Origin of the sequence: Psychrobacter sp. H7-1, assembly GCF_904846585.1 — a bacterium.
Lineage (GTDB): Bacteria > Pseudomonadota > Gammaproteobacteria > Pseudomonadales > Moraxellaceae > Psychrobacter > Psychrobacter raelei.
The window spans coordinates 1-13,650 of the sequence record NZ_CAJHBH010000024.1; the positions used below are offsets into that span (position 1 = coordinate 1).

The 13,650-nt window shown below is 46.0% G+C and carries 15 protein-coding genes and 1 pseudogene; 4 read left to right on the forward strand and 12 right to left on the reverse strand.

What is annotated here, in order from left to right:
* Positions 1-121: 121 nt before the first annotated feature.
* From JMX92_RS08295 to JMX92_RS08305, 3 genes and pseudogenes are all read left to right on the forward strand, one after another.
* Positions 122-364: pseudogene (locus JMX92_RS08295) on the forward strand (amino acid ABC transporter permease); the annotation flags it as partial.
* Complete coding sequence (locus tag JMX92_RS08300; protein ID WP_011959959.1) at positions 361-1,035, forward strand: ABC transporter permease subunit; 675 nt, start codon at positions 361-363, stop codon at positions 1,033-1,035. The pseudogene JMX92_RS08295 and the gene JMX92_RS08300, both read left to right, overlap by 4 nt.
* Positions 1,036-1,220: 185 nt before the next feature.
* Entirely contained in the window at positions 1,221-1,952 is a 732-nt protein-coding gene (locus JMX92_RS08305) for an amino acid ABC transporter ATP-binding protein (RefSeq protein WP_155587721.1), read from the forward strand.
* 57 nt (positions 1,953-2,009) lie between these two features.
* On the opposite strand, the gene JMX92_RS08310 is transcribed toward JMX92_RS08305, so the two are convergent.
* Entirely contained in the window at positions 2,010-2,657 is a 648-nt protein-coding gene (locus JMX92_RS08310; RefSeq protein WP_011959957.1) for a glutathione S-transferase, read from the reverse strand.
* Between the two features lie 216 nt (positions 2,658-2,873).
* Here JMX92_RS08310 and JMX92_RS08315 point away from each other — a divergent pair, with 216 nt between their 5' ends.
* Complete coding sequence (locus tag JMX92_RS08315) at positions 2,874-3,578, forward strand: fumarylacetoacetate hydrolase family protein (RefSeq protein WP_201545139.1); 705 nt, start codon at positions 2,874-2,876, stop codon at positions 3,576-3,578.
* A gap of 104 nt (positions 3,579-3,682) precedes the next feature.
* Here JMX92_RS08315 and JMX92_RS13770 read toward each other — a convergent pair whose 3' ends face one another.
* The 11 genes from JMX92_RS13770 to narH form a co-directional block, all read right to left on the reverse strand.
* Positions 3,683-3,811 (reverse strand): FeoB-associated Cys-rich membrane protein, encoded by a 129-nt coding sequence (locus JMX92_RS13770; RefSeq protein WP_150097841.1) that lies wholly within the window; start codon positions 3,809-3,811, stop codon positions 3,683-3,685.
* 19 nt (positions 3,812-3,830) lie between these two features.
* Positions 3,831-5,741 (reverse strand): ferrous iron transporter B, encoded by a 1,911-nt coding sequence (gene feoB / locus JMX92_RS08325; protein ID WP_201545140.1) that lies wholly within the window; start codon positions 5,739-5,741, stop codon positions 3,831-3,833.
* A gap of 57 nt (positions 5,742-5,798) precedes the next feature.
* Entirely contained in the window at positions 5,799-6,119 is a 321-nt protein-coding gene (locus JMX92_RS08330; RefSeq protein WP_201545141.1) for a FeoA family protein, read from the reverse strand.
* 252 nt (positions 6,120-6,371) lie between these two features.
* Entirely contained in the window at positions 6,372-6,779 is a 408-nt protein-coding gene (gene arsC, locus JMX92_RS08335) for an arsenate reductase (glutaredoxin) (protein ID WP_041773281.1), read from the reverse strand.
* 294 nt (positions 6,780-7,073) lie between these two features.
* Positions 7,074-7,472 (reverse strand): DUF1971 domain-containing protein, encoded by a 399-nt coding sequence (locus tag JMX92_RS08340; protein ID WP_155587705.1) that lies wholly within the window; start codon positions 7,470-7,472, stop codon positions 7,074-7,076.
* Between the two features lie 60 nt (positions 7,473-7,532).
* Positions 7,533-7,988 (reverse strand): hemerythrin domain-containing protein, encoded by a 456-nt coding sequence (locus tag JMX92_RS08345; RefSeq protein WP_201545145.1) that lies wholly within the window; start codon positions 7,986-7,988, stop codon positions 7,533-7,535.
* Between the two features lie 66 nt (positions 7,989-8,054).
* The gene (locus tag JMX92_RS08350; protein ID WP_201545147.1) at positions 8,055-9,008 is read right to left on the reverse strand and encodes a peptidylprolyl isomerase; all 954 of its coding nucleotides are present in this window, start codon (positions 9,006-9,008) and stop codon (positions 8,055-8,057) included.
* A gap of 114 nt (positions 9,009-9,122) precedes the next feature.
* Entirely contained in the window at positions 9,123-10,304 is a 1,182-nt protein-coding gene (locus tag JMX92_RS08355) for a globin domain-containing protein (RefSeq protein ID WP_110816274.1), read from the reverse strand.
* A 192-nt stretch (positions 10,305-10,496) separates the two neighbouring features.
* Entirely contained in the window at positions 10,497-11,222 is a 726-nt protein-coding gene (gene narI / locus JMX92_RS08360; protein WP_110816273.1) for a respiratory nitrate reductase subunit gamma, read from the reverse strand.
* Between the two features lie 12 nt (positions 11,223-11,234).
* Positions 11,235-12,098 (reverse strand): nitrate reductase molybdenum cofactor assembly chaperone, encoded by an 864-nt coding sequence (gene narJ, locus JMX92_RS08365; protein ID WP_413786864.1) that lies wholly within the window; start codon positions 12,096-12,098, stop codon positions 11,235-11,237.
* A gap of 1 nt (position 12,099) precedes the next feature.
* Complete coding sequence (gene narH, locus JMX92_RS08370) at positions 12,100-13,638, reverse strand: nitrate reductase subunit beta (RefSeq protein WP_011959946.1); 1,539 nt, start codon at positions 13,636-13,638, stop codon at positions 12,100-12,102.
* Between the last annotated feature and the right edge of the window lie 12 nt (positions 13,639-13,650).

A 13,650-nucleotide genomic window follows, 5' to 3' on the forward strand; every position in this document is an offset into this window, starting at 1 on the left:
ACCGCACCTGCTGTGATGGCAGGATTGTTCCAGTGGCTTAATTTTAACGAACTGGTAAATCATTATTCCCCTGACAAACTACGTCAATTCGCTGATGCGGCTAGTAAATTTGTGTAGATACCTATGCCCATTAAGCTCAGAGCTGACCAACTGTTATAAAAATGCCTCTATTGCTTCTTTGGTCGGGGTGATGGAGCTTATTAGTCAAACCAAAACCATCAGTGAGTACACCCAAAACAACATCGAAATCTATACCTACGCCACCATTATCTATCTACTATTTAACCTATCGCTCATAGGTATCATGGGTCTTATTGAACAAAAACTTCGTGTCCCAGGGCTAATTGCAGGAGGTAAAAAATGAGTGCATTTGTCACCGAGTTAACCACCGCATATCCAAGCCTAATCAGTGGCATGATTGTCACCCTCAAAGTACTACTACTAGCGATAGTAGGCGGTATGGCACTGGGGACCGTATTAGCCATGATGCGCTTATCAGGCATTAAAGCCCTTGAGCTACCCGCCAAGCTATATGTGAACTTCTTTCGATCAGTGCCGCTGCTGCTAATCCTACTGTGGTTCTATTTTGCTGTACCGATGATTTATAACGGCTTAACCGGTAGCTACATTACTTTTGATACTGCCTTCACCTCCTGTGTGGTGGCCTTTATGGTGTTTGAAGCCGCTTATTTCTCAGAAGTAGTCAGGGCGGGTATCCAATCCATTGGTAGCGCACAGGTCAATGCAGCCAAAGCTTTAGGGATGACGTATGCTCAGACCATGCGATTGATTATCTTGCCACAAGCCTTTCGCAAAATGACCCCGCTTATTTTGCAGCAGTGTATTATTTTATTCCAAGATACCACTTTAGTATTTGCAATTGGATTGAGTGACTTTTTCCGATCAGCTTACGTACGCGGTGAGCTAATGGGATATTTAACCCCTTACATCTTAGGCGCCGGCGCTGTGTATTTCATCATTAGTTTGATTGCCTCTATTGGGGTTCAGCGCCTGCAAAAATCCATGCGATTTTAAGCTTCATGCGCAGTTGCTTCATATTAAGAGCTATAATAACGGATACCATTATGAATAAATTTGAGACAAAACCTGACAGCCCTACCCCACCTTTAACCTCTGACTCTATGCCTACTGACCGCCCCAATTCCTATATCAATGATTTTGGCGGATTGGTCACCGATACAGGACATGCCAGCGATGAGATGGTAATTGAAATGTCTAATGTCAGTAAATGGTATGGTGACTTTCAGGTACTAACTGACTGTACCGCACACGTGCATCGTGGCGATGTGGTGGTGGTTTGTGGGCCCTCTGGTAGTGGTAAGTCCACTTTGATCAAAACGGTAAATGCGCTAGAGCCGTTTCAAAAGGGTGAGATTTTCGTCAATGGCATAGCCGTGGGTGATTCAAAAACTGATTTGCCAAAGCTACGTAGCCGAGTGGGCATGGTGTTTCAGCATTTTGAGCTATTTCCGCATCTTTCAATCATTGATAATTTGACTGTGGCACAAATCAAAGTCTTGGGGCGCAGTGACAGTGTAGCCCAGCAAAAAGCCATGGCTTATCTTGACCGTGTGGGGCTATCGGCTCAAGCCAAAAAATACCCCGCCGAACTGTCAGGCGGGCAGCAGCAACGTGTTGCCATTGCCCGCGCTTTGGCAATGGACCCAGTATGTATGTTATTCGACGAGCCTACCTCAGCACTGGATCCTGAAATGATTCAAGAAGTGTTAGATGTTATGGTAGAGCTTGCAAAAGAGGGCATGACCATGATGTGTGTGACTCATGAAATGGGATTTGCCAGTCAAGTTGCCAACCGTATCATCTTTATGGATGAGGGACACATCGTGGAGAACTGCAGTAAAGATGAGTTTTTTGAAGGGGCACGTAGCGATCGCGCCCAGTTATTTTTATCTAAAATCTTGGGGCATTAATCGCTTAAAGCGGATCTTGCCAAGCAAAGTAATGCGCTTTAATGAGCACTGCTGGGTTTAGCTGCCAAACACCACCACGTCATCTCCCTCAGACCAAGGTGTATATTTCGTCATGGCCTGCAAAAATAGTGGATGCTCAAGCCAATGCCGAAGCCAGCGCTGCACATGTACATAAGGCAGGCGATAAAACAGTGCACGATCAACATGAGCGAACTGACGCACGAACGGCATAATGGCAATATCCGCCACACCGATGCGCTCGCCAAAAAGATAAGGGTGCTGAGTTAACAAGGCTTCTAGGGTGCGCAAAAACTGCTCGCCCTTTTGCCTATAAGCCTCTTGGCTCATGTCAGGATAACGATCGGCGTATTTATAGCGATCAAGCCAATATTTAAACTCAGTATCATTTTGATCAATTAAAGCCTTAGCTTGAGCGCCTACTGTGTTATCCAGTAAACATTGAGGGTCATTTTGGTTAAGTGCCCACAGCATAATATCACGGCTCTCTTCAATCACTGTCCCATCTGCTAACTGCAAAACAGGCACCGTGCCTTTGGGGCTGATGGCAAGCATTTGCGGTGGCTTATTTTTTAACACCACCTCACGCAAATCAACTGACACACCGGCAAATAACAGCCCAAGCCGCGCCCGCATTGCATAAGGACAGCGGCGAAAAGAGTACAAAACGCCAAGCTTATTGTTCATAAAACCTCTACCTTAAGACCAAAGAATACCTTGTTCATTACTGCGCTAAAAACTCATTGAGTAAGGCGCGCCAGCAAGATGAGCGTTTGTGGTTTTAATTGACTGGTGGTGTGCGTTAGCATAGCATGTCCTTATTTTTACTATAATATGCGGTATAAATTGGTTTAAATGTGCCTTAATATAGGTCATTTGGCCCACTTATAAAAGGACTGTGCTATGACCTATGTTTTTAACCCCAGCTTGCCTGCAGCATTAGATGTCAAGGGTGTTCAAGATAAATTCCCAGTACGCCGGGTATATTGTGTCGGCCGCAACTACGCCGCTCACGCGATAGAGATGGGTTCAGACCCTGATCGTGAGCCACCATTTTTTTTCTGTAAGCCGGGCGATGGTGATGCGGTGGTGGCAGTGCCTGCCAATGGTAGCGTGGATATCCCTTATCCGCCATTGACCGAAAACTATCATTACGAAACTGAGCTTGTGGTAGCGATAGGCAAGCCTGTAAAGGACATCTCAGTGGCACAAGCTGCCTCTAGTATTTTTGGCTATGGCGTAGGACTAGATATGACCCGCCGTGACTTGCAAGCCACCATGCGTGAGCAAGGCCGCCCTTGGGAGATTGGCAAGGCTTTTGATTATTCAGCCCCAATTGGTGAGCTGACCCCTATCGCTGATTTGGGTGAAATAAATGCCGGTAATATTAAGCTGACCGTCAATGGCGAGACGCGACAAGATAGCGACTTGACTCACTTAATCTGGAGTGTCTCTGAGGTGATTTCTCGTTTATCACAGCTGTTTGAGTTAAAACCAGGCGACTTAATCATGACCGGTACGCCAGCAGGTGTTGGACCCGTGGTAACAGGGGATACTCTGGTGGCCAGTATAGAAGGCTTAAGCAGCATCAGGGTAAATATTAAATAAATCAAGCATATCGCCATCAAGCAGCAAGGCTCAAGTGACCCCAAGCGAATACGAATCACGGATGGATTATAACCTTATCAAAAATAAGGCGAAAGCTTGGCGTGCTATGAGCCACACTTTCCGCAGCCAGAGGCACAGCTGCTTGATTTTTTGAACAATACTCTAGTCCACACATAATATAAAGCCAAGGCGATAATAATAAACACCAGGCCATATTCGACAACATGAGACATCGCTTATTACTCCAATAATTTATAGACCAAAAATAAAACCTGCAGCTCGGTACGTTATCCACGCCATCACATAGGCTAAGGCAAACAAATAGCCAGTAATGGCTAAGGTCTGCGGCAAAGATTTGGTTTCTCTGCGAATCACGGTCAACGTTGCCAGACACATGGGGGCATAAATATAAAAGGCTAAAAAGGAGAACGCTGTGGCCAATCCCCACTGATTATGGATAATCGGCATTAGAGTATGGCTCACCGCTTCTTCACCGACATTGCCCACAGCATATACAGTACCTAGCGCCGCCACCACCACCTCGCGGGCGGCCAGACCCGGAATCATGGCAATGCACATCTGCCAAGTAAAGCCGATGGAGCTAAAAATTGGCTCAATAACATGGCCAAGCATGCCGGCAAAACTGTGGTTGATGGCTGGATCTGTACTGCCTATTGGTGCTGAGGGAAAGCTCACCAAGGCCCAAAGCAGCACGCTTAATGCAAAGATCACGGTCCCTGCCCGTACCAAAAAGGCCTTAACCTTGCTCCACAGCTCAGTGGCAATATGCTTGACATTGGGCATACGATAAGTGGGCAGCTCCATCAATAACGGAAAGCTGGCTGCATCGCTTTTACTGCGTCCCACTCGGGTCATTAGCCAAGAGATGAATAAGGCGGACACAATACCTGCGGTATATAACACAAATAAGGTCATCCCTTGCAAATTAAAAAGCCCAAACACGCTCTTATTGGGTATCACCGCAGCTATGATCAATGCGTAAATAGGTAACCTCGCCGAGCAAGTGAGCATAGGCAATACCGCTATGGACACAAAGCGCTCTTTAGGGTTTGGAATGGTACGGGTCGACATAACAGCCGGTACAGCACAAGCAAACCCAGATAAGAGCGGGATAAAAGAGCGGCCTGACAGCCCCACTTTGGACAATAACGTATCTAATAAAAAGGCGGCGCGCGGCAGATAGCCCGAATCTTCCAAAATTAACAAGAATAAAAACAGTAAGGCAATCTGAGGCACAAACACCACCACACTGCCAACCCCAGCAATAATACCGTCTACCAGTAGACTTTTTAAGATACCCTCAGGTAAGTAACTGGCTATCATCGTCCCAAAGCCATTTACCAACAGCTCTAGCCCATCCATCATAGGGGCGGCCCAAGCATAGATGGCTTGGAAAATCACAAACAATATACTTAGCAATATAACCACCCCCGCCACAGGATGCAGCACCCAATAATCTAAACGCTCATGCCACTTAGGCAATCTGTGCGGTGTAGAAACGGTTTGGCTGATTATCTCATCAGCGCGTTGATACAGCTGCTGTGGATCGGGTACATCTTGGGCGAAGCGTACTGGCCTTATGTGGCGGTGTTGGCGCTGCGAGAACTCTTTAATTAATGATAATAAAGCATCATTAGCGCGACGCTTGATAGCCACCGTTTTTACCACAGGTACCCCAAGCTGCTCAGAGAGTTTGTCTTCATTGACAACCATACCGCGGCTGACTGCCACATCATTTAGGTTTAATGCCACCATCATCGGTAGACCCAAGCTTTTTAGCTCAAGAATCATCCTTAACGACATTCGTAAGTTGGTGGCGTCAGCAACCACCAAGATGGCATCGGGGATAGACTCACTGGGCATCTCACCCATCAAGACCTTTCGAGTGACCTCTTCATCGGGACTTGTGGTTGCTAGACTATAAGTGCCTGGCAAATCCAAAATCCTGACCTGGCTTTGATTAATAAAAGGCGCTGAGCGCTTATCGACCGTAACACCTGAATAGTTAGCCACTTTGGCTTTTGAGCCGGTCAAAACATTGAACAAAGCGGTTTTGCCACAATTTGGGGCGCCGACCAGCGCGATAGTAATGGGGGCTATGCTGCCCTCAGTGGCGGCACTGGCTAAAGAAGATGTTGACATACGGGGAGTCACTTATGGGTAAAAAAAGCCTACAAAAATGGGGACAGGTATCTGGGGCTATAACGCCTTGCAGCGAATTTTTTGTAGCTCATCAAGACGCAAGCTAAATTGCACGCCTGAGCCTAATTGCACTGCATAAGGCGGCTTACCAAATAAACCTTTAGCGACAATACGTATCGGGGTATTGGGCAAAAACCCTAAGTCTTTTAGGCGCTGACTGACCACAGCATCTAACCCTCCAAAACGAGGATTTTCGACAATGGCTTCTATCAAAGCGATTTGATTTTTTGCAAGATCGATAAGTGAGTAAGATGAGGTAGGATAGCTGTTAGCAGACTCAGAGGCATCTGCATCGGTGGCGATCATGGCTTTATCCATGGGCTATATCCAAACAAGTTAAGATATTGTAAATATTAATACTTACGATTTGCAGTTATTATATGCCTAGTTTTTTTACTCAACAATATATTTTAATGGCCGTTACATTTTTTCCTAAAAGCGCGATATACCGGCATACTCCTCAAAAAAAAGCCCTAAACCGTAAGGCTCAGGGCGTATCTACAATCAAAACAGATCAGGCAATCCAGCGGCCAAAATCAACCCATTGAGCTGGCTTTTAGTTGGCTTCAGCTACAGCGCGGGGTAGGTAATAATCTCGCCATTTTCTTTAGTAAATGTCTCTACAGGAGTGGCTAAAACCTCAAATACCCGCTCTAAGGGACGGCATAACACAGCGCCCTTGTCTGTCACCACAATCGGTCGATTGATTAAAATTGGGTGGCTAATCATGGCATCGATGAGTTGATCATCTGACACCTCAGGATTATCTAAGCCCAATTCAGTAAACACCGCTTCTTTGCTGCGCATCAGCTCGCGCGGTGCCATGTGCATCTGATTTAGCAAATTGACCAAATACTCACGGCTTGGAGGTGTGTTTAAATACTCGATCACCTCAGGTGTCTCACCTGATGCTTGCATAATGGCCAAAGCATTGCGCGAAGTGCTGCACTTTGGGTTATGAAATATAGTCGCCGTCATTTTAGTCTCCTTAGGGATTAAATCAACAAAAGTACAAGGTTCGCTCAGCATATAAAATCATGCCCATTTAATCAATGTCGCGACTAAATAAGCCTGCTGATATTAACCCCCTAGTGCGTTCTATAATCAGCATGTCACCGCCTTGTTTATGGCTTATACCTTATGGCTTATGGCTTATACCTTTTCTAAAAAACAACCTAGCGTTGTCAAACTCGTTTACCGTACCAGGTGTACAGTTTTCACTTGTCATCTTTTCACTCGTCATCCTTGCTATGTTAATTTTTAGATTTGGTATTATTTTTTGGGTGCATCCTTCACACCCTCATCGAATAAATCTGCGATGGGCTGATTGTGTACTTTTGACTGCTGCATAAGCTTGCTGCCTTCATGCTCTTTTTCGGACCAAAAGTTAATATTAAATTGAGCATCGTCACTTAGCTCAACCCGGTGCCAATACTGTGGTGGACTGACTGCAAACTGGCCGGCCTGAATCACAATTTTTTTCTCAGGCTCAGTGGCAGCTTCATCAGCAAAGCCAAAAAAGGTAACCGTGCCTTGCATGACGCAAATCTGACCATAAATACCTGCAGCTGTATTGTGGTGGGTCAGTAATGCAGGAGGGATATTGTCTTTGGTGAAGAATGGTGTGGAGCGCTTGACTCTCCAGTGACTGGGAATGACTATAGGGCTCATGTTATCTCCTTACGATTGTACATACAGACAAAAGTGATGACTTCCTGTCGAGGTAATGGCTTATCGATTTTCTTTTTCACGTTTGATATTTTTAGAGCTGGCATCATAAATAGCATCCAGCTCTTTCTCGGACAACACGTGTTGAGCCAGTGGAAACAGCTCACGCTCCTCAAAACGAATATGGTCATACAAAGCGTTGGCAAGCTCTTGAACTTGAGCGGCACTCAGGCTAGGCAAACCAATAAGCTGATACAGCTTTTGATGCTGCTCAGCTATTTTATCAATGACCTGTGCCACTTGAGGATGGCTGGCTCTATAACCCTCTAGCTTGGCCAATATAAGATCATCTTCAACCTTAAAGGGATTGGTCATATTTTGGTTAATATAGTCCGTCAAAGCTGTCCAGTGTTTGGCAATGTCCTCAACATCATTGGCACATACCTTAGCACGGCGAGAGAGCACCAGACCTAAATGATGCTCTCGTGACAAAGGCTGAAGCTGATTCGTACGTTTCATAATACATCCTTATACACTTAGTAACTTACACTTTGACTTTGACTTTGACCTTACAGCCTAGCCTATCTAACCGCGGAAAATATTCTCTTGAGCCAGCTCCATTTGAATACCATCAATCTCTGCTTGCTCAGCCAAGGTATATAAGTAATCACATAGCCCATGATGGAAAGCCTGCTGTGCAAGCTTATTCGCGATAGCAGGTTTGGCTTGCAAGTAATCCAGCTGAACACCAGGCTGTTTATCAAGCACCTGTACGATATGAAATCCATAGCGGGTCTCGACCGGACTGGGCGCTAACCCCTCATCCATTGAGAAGACGACCGATTCAAACTCAGGTACAGTTTGGCCTTGGGTTAACACGCCCAGCTCACCGCCTTGCTCTTTTGAGGGGCAAGCTGAATACTGACGCGCCAGCTCAATAAATTCTGCATCAGCATTGGTACTGTTATTAATCCGCTCAATAAGCTCATATGCCTGTTTTTTAAGCGCCAAACGCTCTTCCCCATCCTCAGGTAAGCTCGCCAGTAAGATATGACGTACTGACATAATGGGCGCGGTTTTATAATCGGCTTTATTTTGTTCGTAATAGCGCTCGCACGTGTCACCATCAGGCGTGCTGGCTGTTACGTTTTTTTCAATTAAATCTGAGATGGCCTGCTCTTCATTGGCCTCCCAAGCGGCTTGACCCAAGGTATCATCATCAAGCACTGCATTTTTTAACAGCTCACGCACCACCAAAGCTTGAGTGGCCAAAAATAGTGCATCCTCTTTGGTGGGTGCCGGATGATACTGTAGCTCTTGAGCGATGGCTTGTTTGTCAATTACCACACCATTGACACGCACTGTTGGCAATTCTTCACGACTTGAGGCAATCAGATTTTGATGATTGCTACGCTCCTCTGCCAGTGCTTTTTGGATAAACTCTTGATCAGAGTGCAGCTTTTTTAAGTCATCTGAGGTGGGCATGATGCGAATATTGTCATCCGCCGCTTGTCTAGGGTCGTAAGTCATTGCTGTCATGGTGTACTCCATTGAGTCATATGTCTCTATAAAGCCGCCTTAATCTTAATATCGGCAGGCTTTATAGAGCTGCTGCTACAGATGAACAGCGTGATTTAATTTCATTGAAGGCGTCTAGCCCACGCTTAGGCTCATTTTTGGACCAAAGGGCTCATAGTGGATGTTATCGCCGCTGTGCTCCAATGCCATTAACCCTTCAATCATGCTGTCCATAAAGACCATAGAGCCGCACACATAGACATCGGCAGGATTAGGTAGGGTTTTTAGCCAGCTTTCATCTAATAGTTGACCTTGCTCAAAGTAGAAGGTGTGCTGTTGTACATTTTGAGCTTGGCCTAGTAGCTGCGCTACGCGGGTATCAAAGGCTTGAAACTCTGGGTTTTGGCACGCATAAGCCCAGATGATAGGGCGACTAGGATTGGCTTTTACTTGCGCCTCAAGCATAGCCAGTACTGGTGTAATGCCCACGCCCGCACTGATTAATACCAAGGGCACCTCATTTTGTTCAATAAGAGGTTTATTTAATTCAAAATCCCCTGCCGGTGCAGAGAGTAAGATGGTATCGCCGACTTCCACATGATCATGCAAGTAGTTAGACACCAAGCCGCGATGAGCATTACGGTTGTCACGGCGTACCGCAAATTTAATACCGTCGCTGCTATCGACTGAATACAGTGAATAATGTCTTAAGGCAATATGGTCACTGTCTTGTGGGTCGGTTTTTACAGTAATGTACTGACCTGCTGTTAATGGCAATGCACGGATATCTAGGCTGCTGTCTTCAGGCTGTACCGTGAAGGCGGCGATGTCTGTGCCGGTGATTTGTTTATCCACCACTTTAAAGGGCGCAAAGCCTGGCCACATGGCCTGCTCGTACATGCTTTGTTCTACCTTGATAAACACCTCTGCAATCTCAGCATACGCCTCTGCCCAAGCCTCGATAATCTCGTCTGTGGCGGCATCACCCAGTACTTCCTTGATGGCGCCCAATAAATGTTTACCAACGATAGGATAATGTTCAGGCTTAATCTGTAACGCGCGGTGCTTATGACCAATTTGCATCACTTGCGGTAATAATACTTCTAACTGCTCTAAATGCTTGGCTGCGGCCAAAACTGTGGTCGCAAGAGCGCTTTGCTGGCGTCCTAGCTTTTGGTTAGTTTCATTAAAAATATCCAAAAGCTCAGGGTGCTCAGCAAACATATTTTGATAAAAGACCGTAGTAATCTGGGTGCCATGAGTTTCAAGCACAGGAACGGTTGCTTTTACGACTTGTAATGTTTTGGGTGATGCCATTGTGATTTCCTTAATCAGTAGGGTATGCAACTCGGCATTGAGCACGGGTTGGTAGGTAAAAGAATATAAAGCAGCGAATAAAATAGCCTTGCTCATCACTGCAGGGCGCTATTCTATCATAAGATTCATTTGAAATGAATCTTATGATTTTACCGGACCAACCCTTTGTTGTATAGCAATTGTGATAAATTCCTACTGAGAGGTTTTTTGTCTCACAATCTGATAGCGGCGACCCAAATACCACACTGGCGCACTGATGATATGAATCAAACGAGTAAATGGGAAAATCATAATCAGGGTAATGCCTAGCGCCATATGCAGCTGATAAATCAGATCGGCTTGTTCGATACGAGCGGCCGCATGCCAAGGTCTTAAGATCGTAATATCTTGTGCCCAGCCAGCAAGATTCATCATGGTTAACCCATCAAGATGATGCATGGAAGTAAAGATAGATATCAGACCTAAGTTGAGCTGGATAAATAGCAGTATCAGTACCAATTTGTCGCTAAAAGATGAGGTATGCGAGATACGATCATCGGTAAAGCGGCGTACCATCAACATCACCATACCAATCCAGCACACTACCCCTGCAATACCACCAACCACCACCGCTAGGATTTGCTTGTGTGCAGCGCTGATAAATGGCTCATAAATAAAGTGAGGCGTTAACATACCAACCAAGTGACCCAGCAGGACAACAATAATACCCACGTGGAATAAATTGCTGGCAAGGCGCATGTTCTTTTTGCGCAGCATTTGTGAAGAGCCGGTCTTCCATGAGTACTGTGACAAATCAAAACGCGCCCAAGTACCAAGGATGGCAACCACTAATGCAATGTAGGGGTAGATACCAAATAAGAAAATTTGTAGCCAGTTTAAGTTGGCCAAAGACTGTACACCAGGATCTGCAATATTCACGAGACTCTCTCCTTAAGGCTGTTTAACAGGTTTCGACGTATCGAAATCCACCCAATGCACAGGGGCATCGACTTGTTTTGGCGGCATCACACTTCGGTCAATAGCGATACCCTTGGCAAGGTTTTGGGTATTAGAGGGGCAGCGCTCTTCTTGCTGCGCGCCTAAGAATTCCACCACCTCTTCTTCCCACTCTTGATCCAGCGCCTCAAAGGTGTCATCACGCTGTTCACTTTGCACCTGCTCCTCAAGTGCTTCCACTGTATTAAGCGGCTTACCAGCGATTTGTAATAGTGCATTAAAGCAGCCTTCATACAAGCTATCACGGTCTTTGAGTCTGGCGGCCAGTAGTGCAATGATGTGGCTGACATCCGCAATATCCATACGGATTTGAATCTCATCACCGCCCACTGCTGCTTGATATGCCAAAAACTCTAAATACATTGGCAGATAATCAGGCAGCTCTTTTAGACCAATCTCAAAGCCAGCGTCTTCATATTGACCCATCAAATCGACCATGGCCTGACCACGGTCACGTGACTCACCATGCACATGTTCAAACAGCCATAGCGATAGTGAACGCCCACGCTCAAACAAACCATCATATTGCGCTTGCGCTTCAAGTGACCCCATCTCAACCAGCTCATCTATCAGTGCTGCAATCTGAGCACGCACCTCTGGGCTAATAAGCGGTGAAGTGCTAACAATGTCTTTTGACAGTACCAGCGTGTCCCCTTCAAACAGCTCATTGGCCGGATAATCAATCAGCAAGCTCAATACTTTTAAAATCTTCATATCCGAGTCTGCAAGGGTTGGTGTAGTGGTCATCGTGTCCTCTATACCGGCATCTAATCGTTGGCTTTGGATAACGTCTGTCATGTCACACCTCCCACTTTTGAACGGTGTCAATAAAGTCACGGCGGGTCGCTTTTTTCTGACCGAACATGCTGGTGTCACTGCTGCCTGAGCAGCCTTCACCAAAGGTAAAGCCGCAACCATTACGCTCCGCAAAGGCATCACTCATGGCCTCTTCTCTATGCGCCGTTGGGATCACAAAACGGTCTTCATAGTTGGCAATCGCTAGATAGCGGTACATCTCTTCAACTTGCAATTTGGTTAAGCCCACATCATCTAGGATGCTTTGCACTTCTTGCTTTTCAACCAATTGCATACGCTTGTAGCTGCGCATGGCAAGTAGGCGTTTTAGTGCCATGCGTACTGGCTCTTCATCACCAGCGGTTAGCATGTTGGCTAAATAACGCAGTGGGATACGTAAGCTGTCAACATCTGGAATCAGACCATCCATACCTACTTTGCCCGCTTCTGCTGCGTTTTGAATCGGTGATAAAGGCGGTACATACCACACCATAGGTAGCGTACGGTACTCAGGGTGTAATGGCAGTGCCAATTTCCAGTCCATCGCCAGTTTGTAAACGGGTGATTTTTGTGCCGCATCAATCACAGATTGAGGTACGCCGTCTTTTAATGCTTGAGCGATGACTTCTGGATCGTTTGGATCTAAGAATACATCCAGTTGTGCTTGGTATAAGTCTTGCTCATTTGGGGTGCTCGCAGCTTCCGCAATCTTATCGGCATCGTATAACAACACGCCAAGGTAGCGGATACGGCCCACACAAGTTTCAGAACACACGGTTGGCATACCCGCTTCGATACGCGGATAACAGAAGATACATTTTTCAGATTTACCTGATTTCCAGTTGTAGTAAATCTTCTTATAAGGGCAGCCTGAGATACACATACGCCAGCCGCGGCATTTGTCTTGGTCAATCAACACAATACCATCTTCTTCACGCTTATAAATTGCCCCACTTGGGCATGACGCCACGCAAGTTGGGTTTAAGCAGTGCTCACACAGACGTGGTAAATACATCATGAAAGTATTTTCGTACTCGCCATAGATGTCAGCTTGCACGTTATCAAAGTTTTTATCACGGCGACGCTTTTCAAACTCTGAGCCTAAGATTTCCTCCCAGTTAGGGCCCCACTCGATTTTTTGCATCCGCTTACCAGTAATGGCAGAGCGAGGACGTGCAATCGGTTGATGATTGCTAATCGGTGCGGTGTGCAAGTGCTGATAATCAAAGTCAAACGGCTCGTAATAATCATCAATCTCTGGCAAATCAGGGTTAGCGAAGATGTTCGCTAACACTCGAAATTTACCGCCGATGCGTGGATTAATCGTACCATTGGCATTACGAATCCAGCCGCCATTCCATTTATTTTGATTCTCCCACTCTTTGGGATAACCGATACCCGGCTTTGATTCTACGTTGTTAAACCAGGCGTATTCCATCCCTTCACGGCTGGTCCAAACGTTTTTACAGGTAACTGAGCAAGTGTGACAACCGATACATTTATCGAGGTTAAGCACCATGCCTACTTGTGATCTGATTTTCATGGGTGTGTGCTC

Coding starts and splice junctions, on each gene's coding strand:
- JMX92_RS08340 (WP_155587705.1), bottom strand. CDS start 7,472: ATGAGCCCTATAGTCATTCCCAGTCACTGGAGAGTCAAGCGCTCCACA.
- JMX92_RS08310 (WP_011959957.1), bottom strand. CDS start 2,657: ATGAACAATAAGCTTGGCGTTTTGTACTCTTTTCGCCGCTGTCCTTAT.
- narJ (WP_413786864.1), bottom strand. CDS start 12,098: ATGACAGACGTTATCCAAAGCCAACGATTAGATGCCGGTATAGAGGAC.
- JMX92_RS08350 (WP_201545147.1), bottom strand. CDS start 9,008: ATGACAGCAATGACTTACGACCCTAGACAAGCGGCGGATGACAATATT.
- JMX92_RS08355 (WP_110816274.1), bottom strand. CDS start 10,304: ATGGCATCACCCAAAACATTACAAGTCGTAAAAGCAACCGTTCCTGTG.
- feoB (WP_201545140.1), bottom strand. CDS start 5,741: ATGTCAACATCTTCTTTAGCCAGTGCCGCCACTGAGGGCAGCATAGCC.
- JMX92_RS13770 (WP_150097841.1), bottom strand. CDS start 3,811: ATGTCTCATGTTGTCGAATATGGCCTGGTGTTTATTATTATCGCCTTG.
- JMX92_RS08330 (WP_201545141.1), bottom strand. CDS start 6,119: ATGGATAAAGCCATGATCGCCACCGATGCAGATGCCTCTGAGTCTGCT.
- narH (WP_011959946.1), bottom strand. CDS start 13,638: ATGAAAATCAGATCACAAGTAGGCATGGTGCTTAACCTCGATAAATGT.
- JMX92_RS08300 (WP_011959959.1), top strand. CDS start 361: ATGAGTGCATTTGTCACCGAGTTAACCACCGCATATCCAAGCCTAATC.
- JMX92_RS08345 (WP_201545145.1), bottom strand. CDS start 7,988: ATGAAACGTACGAATCAGCTTCAGCCTTTGTCACGAGAGCATCATTTA.
- JMX92_RS08305 (WP_155587721.1), top strand. CDS start 1,221: ATGGTAATTGAAATGTCTAATGTCAGTAAATGGTATGGTGACTTTCAG.
- JMX92_RS08315 (WP_201545139.1), top strand. CDS start 2,874: ATGACCTATGTTTTTAACCCCAGCTTGCCTGCAGCATTAGATGTCAAG.
- arsC (WP_041773281.1), bottom strand. CDS start 6,779: ATGACGGCGACTATATTTCATAACCCAAAGTGCAGCACTTCGCGCAAT.